The organism is Algicola sagamiensis DSM 14643 (assembly GCF_000374485.1).
Taxonomy (GTDB): Bacteria; Pseudomonadota; Gammaproteobacteria; order Enterobacterales; family Alteromonadaceae; genus Algicola; species Algicola sagamiensis.
Genome location: NZ_KB894522.1, coordinates 1 through 6,528 on the forward strand (window position 1 = coordinate 1; position 6,528 = coordinate 6,528).

The 6,528-nt window shown below is 38.0% G+C and carries 8 protein-coding genes and 1 pseudogene; 4 read left to right on the plus strand and 5 right to left on the minus strand.

The window, feature by feature from the left end:
- Nucleotides 1–131: pseudogene (locus C505_RS25020) on the minus strand (IS256 family transposase); the annotation flags it as partial.
- A gap of 374 nt (nucleotides 132–505) precedes the next feature.
- Between C505_RS25020 and C505_RS0120800 the strand changes: the two are divergent.
- Entirely contained in the window at nucleotides 506–736 is a 231-nt protein-coding gene (locus tag C505_RS0120800; protein ID WP_018694563.1) for a hypothetical protein, read from the plus strand.
- Nucleotides 737–932: 196 nt separating this feature from the next.
- On the opposite strand, the gene C505_RS0120805 is transcribed toward C505_RS0120800, so the two are convergent.
- The 3 genes from C505_RS0120805 to C505_RS0120815 form a co-directional block, all read right to left on the minus strand.
- A complete protein-coding gene (locus tag C505_RS0120805) occupies nucleotides 933–1,607 on the minus strand; it encodes a penicillin-insensitive murein endopeptidase (RefSeq protein WP_018694564.1) in 675 nt (224 codons plus the stop codon).
- Nucleotides 1,608–1,695: 88 nt separating this feature from the next.
- Complete coding sequence (locus tag C505_RS0120810) at nucleotides 1,696–1,986, minus strand: hypothetical protein (protein WP_018694565.1); 291 nt, start codon at nucleotides 1,984–1,986, stop codon at nucleotides 1,696–1,698.
- A 53-nt stretch (nucleotides 1,987–2,039) separates the two neighbouring features.
- Nucleotides 2,040–2,678 carry a hypothetical protein gene (locus C505_RS0120815; protein WP_018694566.1) on the minus strand — a complete coding sequence of 213 codons (639 nt, stop codon included), beginning with the start codon at nucleotides 2,676–2,678 and terminating at the stop codon, nucleotides 2,040–2,042.
- Between the two features lie 343 nt (nucleotides 2,679–3,021).
- Here C505_RS0120815 and C505_RS0120820 point away from each other — a divergent pair, with 343 nt between their 5' ends.
- The 3 genes from C505_RS0120820 (at nucleotide 3,022) to C505_RS0120835 (ending at nucleotide 5,947) form a co-directional block, all read left to right on the plus strand.
- The gene (locus C505_RS0120820; protein ID WP_018694567.1) at nucleotides 3,022–4,788 is read left to right on the plus strand and encodes a WD40 repeat domain-containing protein; all 1,767 of its coding nucleotides are present in this window, start codon (nucleotides 3,022–3,024) and stop codon (nucleotides 4,786–4,788) included.
- A 191-nt stretch (nucleotides 4,789–4,979) separates the two neighbouring features.
- Nucleotides 4,980–5,612: a recombinase family protein gene (locus tag C505_RS0120830; RefSeq protein ID WP_018694569.1), complete on the plus strand. Its 633-nt coding sequence runs from the start codon at nucleotides 4,980–4,982 to the stop codon at nucleotides 5,610–5,612.
- A gap of 38 nt (nucleotides 5,613–5,650) precedes the next feature.
- Entirely contained in the window at nucleotides 5,651–5,947 is a 297-nt protein-coding gene (locus C505_RS0120835; RefSeq protein ID WP_169337080.1) for a hypothetical protein, read from the plus strand.
- 316 nt (nucleotides 5,948–6,263) lie between these two features.
- Here C505_RS0120835 and C505_RS23275 read toward each other — a convergent pair.
- Nucleotides 6,264–6,528: transposase (locus C505_RS23275; protein ID WP_018694200.1), on the minus strand; the 265-nt coding region annotated here is incomplete at its 5' end.

Genomic DNA, 6,528 nt, shown 5'->3' on the forward strand with positions numbered 1-6,528 from the left:
TATTGTGCCAACAACTCGGCCACTTCAGCTTCAATGGCTTTCGCGAGGAGCGCTTGTGCCCCTTGTTTTAAAACGTCGTTCAGTGGATCTATTTCTGGTGATTTCAGTGGTGATACTTTATGATTTGCCATGTGGTGTTTCTCTTTGTTGACTATTGATTTGCGAGATCAATCAACAGATTAGCACCACATTCTTTTTCTCACCTCATACACCAGAAATCATCATAGCTCATCAGTTGATAATCGCAACCTAAGTTTTACTTAGTCGTTCGAAGGCAAATAGTTCGGCTGGCTTCACATAGCTATTGATGTAAAAAGGGAATAAAGTATCATGTTTGTGGCATAAATCGCACCAGCACGCTGCCATATCTAGAACAAAATTACCCTTTTATTGATAACTGAACAAAGATTTTTCGAATCATATCGCATAGCGTCAATTTAGAAAAAAGAATGGGTAAAAAAAAGCTATATAGCATTGTTTTTAAATACACTTAAAGAGATTTGACATGATTTCAAACACAGTTGATTGCAAGGTTTATCCATATCACCCAGACTGCCGGGGAATTAATACCCTTGTGTATGAAGGGGAAAAACTACTCGTAACTGGTAATGATCAGGTATTGGCATTACTCTCAGACGATAAAGCGCAAGTCATGAGTTTTATGACCTTTCATGTTCATCCAGAACTGATATCAACACTTCAAAACTTCGTAAGTTCTTTCGGGATTATCGGATAAATTCAACAAAAATTGGCCAGTCGATGGACAGGCCAATTTAATCTTTTTATTCAATTGATGGATGTCTTCCCCATGGGTATCTTGTGGCTTAGCGGGAGTATGATTACTCTAAAATTCTGTTGTGCTTTTAGAAAATGAGGTTCAAACTCATACGAGTGTATTTTAAGCCCAGAAGCAAAGGAAAACTATTGACGCTTTATTGGCAGGGTATTTTAAAATCAACATGGTAGTGTTCATCATGTCTTACCCAGGAGCGCTTTTTAGAGAGTTGAACATGATCTTTTAGATATTTGGCGTACTTTGTTTTCAATAAGTATGGCTGTAACTTTGGGTCAAATATAACCCGCCAGATCTCATATCCCTGCTTGATTGCCTCTTTATGCAAAGCAACAATATGAGCCGCAAGCGCTTCATAATCGATGGCGTAACCTTCATAGTATCCTTTATCATCAAACTCTATATCATAGCCAAATTTATTCAGTGGATGAGTCGGTAAATGAACTGAGTTACCCGATGAATTGGTAACTGGTGTCATAAAGTCAACTGACAAGCCATTTTGATGTGTCTTATGAGGTCTGAATTTACCGCCCTCCTCAAAACCTGTTTCAGCATACTTATATACTTTTAATGGCTGAGACGTTTCTAAATCAGCGTAGGCATTTAAAATAATTGACCTGACTTTTGAATGAACATATGTTCTTCCAGCCATGCTAGCAATATGACTATACGAGATAAAATTCTTCCCCTCCCTTGGTAGTTGTACGCCACCTTTTAAACTTCCATTTGATGTAGTACCAAAACAAATGCTTTCAGCTGCAGAGCCTTTCATCGTAAAGAGAAAAAGAATAATAGATAAAATTGTGAACTTCATGCTTCAATCAACCCCATAAAATGTGGTTTCCGCTCTTATTCATGAACCGGGGCTACTTCCGTCTCGGTTAAAAATAAGAGCGAGTAAATTAGTGTGATTTTTCTTGTGATATGAGCTGTTGTCCATTTGAAAGATAGAGAATATCTCCATCCCAGCCCGTATAACTATCCTGACTGAACGGATCGAAGGGTGTATCTCCTGTATAACGAAAAGTACCGGAATACCAAACGTTACCTGTTTTTGGTTCAAATACAGTACCTAAGTATGAATCACCACTTTCAATGACTTGAACATACACGCCCCCATCAAGACCTCCAACCCACAAAGCTTTTTTTGGAAGGTTCTCAGGGCGAGTTTCAGGCTCAACACTTGACGGCACTGGCTCGCATGCATTCAAAAATATACATATAAAGATTAACGTGTAAATTCTTCTCACCGTGAGAACTCTCCGATTTCTTCAATCACTAGCCTTTGTTCACCGGGTCTGTAATCAAGATCTCTATAATCGTCCCTAAACTCACCCATGTATGATGTCGGTCTTGGGTCAATCATCCAGGGCGTTTCTTTACCAGCTGCCTCAACAAGCCTTTTCACAAAGTGAATACAACTATTGGAGGTTAAGTTATATGGTTTTCTCTGCGGGTTACTATTGAGGGCTTTTTGAGCAAGAGCTTTCTGATTCAGATGTTCAAAGACACCTTCTGCTTCAAGATAAACACCTTGAATTCTCGTGCCGCTACCCGCAACTTGGCTTATTTTCTTTAGGACCGGGATAAGGGATTTAATATCAATATTGATTCCATTCATTTTGGCATCAGGTAATGGAACCCTTCTCACTAATCCTTTGTTTGCAGGTGGGTCATATCGACCAAACTCGTAATACTTTGTAACTCCACTGGATCCATTAATAAAGAGAATGCCAGCATGACCTAAATTAGAAAACTTCTGTGATGATCTTGGTATCGTAAAGTTATCAATATCAGTCCACGGTAGTAGGTCAACTTTTGTTTGTGGGATATTCACGGTGATTTTGTAGTCTGGAAATACGATAGGTATGATAATGTCCTTCATTTATTTGTTTCCTTTTTAATGACTTATCAAATGTGATGTTATCAATAAACCCAGATTCATTTCTATATATTTTACCGAAACCCCTTTATTTATTAACATATTGAGTAGTTCAAAGAAAATTAGTGCATTTTGGTATACCTTTTGAAGCCCAGATTTTTCGGGGTGTGTGAAGCACTTGTAATAAACCAGTTTAAAAATTGGCCGAATATATTTTGAGTCTAGAGGCAAAATGTGCAACAAAAAACCACCCTTTGTTACTAATTAAAGGATTAAGCTCAATGTATTTCCAATTTTGTGCTCATTAGGCATTCCCGATGCACTTGAAGGTAGTAATAGGTTAAATATGAAAATTTTTTTCCCAAAAACAGCTGTTTTTTCATTTGTTGCTTTAGCTTTAACTGCTTGCGGAGGTAGTAATAGCTCTTCGAATCAAGCTCAAGCACCAAAGCAAAATCCAACTCTAAAAACCCTTGAGAAAGAGGGGAAACTTGCAATTGGAACAACTCTGAAAGCAAAGTCTACTTGTGAAGACTGTGAAGGTTTTGAAACTGTGTACACTTGGGTCATTGATAAAAATAATAATGGCATTTTCGATGATACAGTTGAAGTTGATGGCGAAAATGTTACTGACTCTGTTGTGAAAGCAAAAGAATACACGCTTGTAGAAGAAGATTTAGGTCTTCGAGTGAAGTTGGAAGCTTATCTGGCAAAGACTGATGGTTCTCAGAAAACTGAGTCAGAGTATGTTGAATATCAGCCTTCTATCGTTCAAGATACAACTTCTATACATAATTGGAACAGTTATGTGCTCAAAACAGATGGCAGTATTGTATACGAAAATTCTTTGAATACTCATAAAGAAATCCTATCAGAAAAATTTAAAGCTGTTTATTCCGATTATGGTTATTTCTTAGCTGAGCAAGAAGATGGCTCCGTTGTTACATGGGGGAGAGATATCCGAATCCCCAAAGAAATATTGCCAAAACTAAAAAATAATATAGAAACTGTCCTTTTCAATGCAGAGTTAGTTGGTGTTTTAACCAAAGAAGGACAAGTGTTTTCTTGGTTTATCCATGATACCAATGAGCGTCCAGGAAATGAGTACACAGATATACCTGGTGAGATAGAGTCAGGTATCAAGTCAATATATGCAAATCAATATGCTTTTGCAGCATTAAAAAATGATGGTTCTTTAATTACATGGGGATATCATATCTCAGGTGGGAAACTTCCAGAAGGTGCGTCTAAAGGAGTAACAAATGTGGTTGCTCATGGGGGAGGTTTTTCAGCAATTACAACTGAGCAGTCTGCATTGACATGGGGAAGTTTTAATATCTTCCCCCCTCATCCTGATCGCCCAACGGATGAGATATCAGCTATTAGTACATTAATGACACCCTCTAGTTCTTTTTCTAAGAATATCAAATCGATACATGGGGTGATCTCTTGTACTTTTTCTCCTTGTAACAAGGTGATTGCGTCAAATGTGGACGGCTCAATTATCTCTTGGGGGAATAATGAAGGTGAGGTCATTTATCCAGCAAACCCAAGTAAAAAAGTGCAGGAAGTTTTCGTTGATGGGTCCAGTGTATTCATATTATTTGAGAATGGAAGTATGGAAGTTTTAGGCCGTCTGGAAGATGATTACTCTGTTAATAACGTTCTAAAGGATATTCAAAACGTCCAAGGTGTTATCGCTTCAACCTACAGGAATGCAGCTATAAAGCTAGAGAGTGATGAAGTTATTTTGATTGGAGACCCAACATACACATCAGTTAGTGATCAATTTAAGGAAAAATCTTTGAAAGAAGGAGTGAAAGAATTAGCTTTCAACACATTTCATGGCTACATTGCTGTATTAAAAGAAGATGGCTCTGTTAACTTGTGGAATTCAGGATCCCGAAAGTTGATAAAAGTTGGTTCAACAACAAAAAAATATATCCGTCTAGACAGTAGGCACAGTCATACAGTTGCTCAAGGTGTTGATGGCTCAGTGAGTGGTTGGATTGCTCGAAATAATCTCCGGTTTGACCCTACCAGAAACTTTAAAGAGTTTATGAGCAAAAAAGAAATTCAACCGACAGAGATCAAAACAAGCTCTCTAAAATAACACTCCGTACAAACTGAAAAGCACAAAGCGGGTAACCAGATGGTTGCCCATTTTTGCATATAGTAATGCATAAATTTTATCAATTTGGTTTAAGTAAACCATACCTTATGTAAATCACCCAAAACTGGGTTTACTAATATCGTTTTCAGACTTAAAATAAACTCATAATATAAAACCAGTCAAAATAAACCATGTTTCGAGTCTACGCATACCTCAGAGCATCCACCAATGAACAAGATGCAGGCCGAGCAAAAGAAGAACTATTATATTTCGCTCATAAGAACGATTTTCAGATCGCCAGCTTCTTTGTAGAGCATGAGTCTGGTGCTAGGCTACAACGACCAGAGCTATTTCGGTTACTTGATATCGCCCAACCAGGTGATATGTTGCTCGTTGAACAAGTAGACCGTATCAGCCGATTGAACACAGAAGACTGGGAAACTCTAAAAAGCATTATTAAAGCCAAGCAGATCCGAGTTATAGCTTTGGATCTACCGACTAGTCACCAACTGATTGCCACGTCAGATGAATTTACGAACCGGATGCTTTCGGCACTCAATGATATGATGCTAGATATGCTCGCTGCTATCGCTCGTAAAGATTATGAAGATAGACGACGTAGACAAGCTCAAGGAATTGCAAAAGCCCAACAAGAAGGTAAATATCGTGGCCGACCTCAAGATTTAGTTCTTCAGAGAAAAATCGCGGACTTATTAAAAGATGGAAAAAGCTACAGCCAGATCGTTGATTATCTTGGATGTTCTCGGAGAACGATAGCTAAAGTGGCTAAAAAGAATAAAGATGGAGTAGCAAATGATCTTTAAAGAAAAAGAAATTGATGAAAACAAGCTTAAGGATATTTGTGAAGAGTCTTGCTATAAATGCCTTCACAACTTCCAAGATGATGATCCCGAAGAGTTTAAAAATTACCTTTGGCAAATATGAGATAACTGAAATCAAAGCAGAGTTGACACGTATTTCCTATGTGAAAAACTTCCATCATGAACATTTTATTTCAGATAACAGTACCTATTTTCATTTTTACATCCTCTTGTACTTATATGCCGTTGATGAAGATGGCGATGATGAGTACCTCGCAAACTATACGCAGATGATGAACGAGGATATGGAAATTGTTGATGATTTTCTAACCTCTTAATAGATGCTTAAAGTTCAAAGAGGTTAAAGATCACTCTATCGGTATTGATGAGTAACTCCCCCTAATTTTTCATTATTTGATTTGAGTCTCTAGTTATTAAAAAACTGGCAGATTTTTTCGTTATCAGCTTGTTTTTCTATTCTTAAACAATCGTTGTGATCCATCTAGGATATTAGCCATTCAATCATTGGTGATGCACTGTCAGGATGAGTTTTTCAGCCCCTTCTATTTCGTCATCGTTCATGTTTCTTCGTTTCAAAAAGAAGAATCTTGTATGTTTATTTAGAGCTATAGTCAAATCTGGTGTATGACATGATCATGCAGCATCCTGTTGATCATCCGACGTTACTTTTTCTCCATCCTTGAATTCGATCCCTGCAATGACATCAGCTAGAAGGCGGTAGCCTCTCAATCGACGCCATTTATTTTGTGCGGTTACCAGCAGCTTATAAGCCATCGCCAGTGTCGTTTTTCGACTGCCACCATGCTTACTTTTCGTGGTTCTTAAACGAACCGTCGCAAACACGGACTCGATTGGATTTGTCGTTCGAATATGTTGCCAGTGCTCCGCTGGAAAGTCG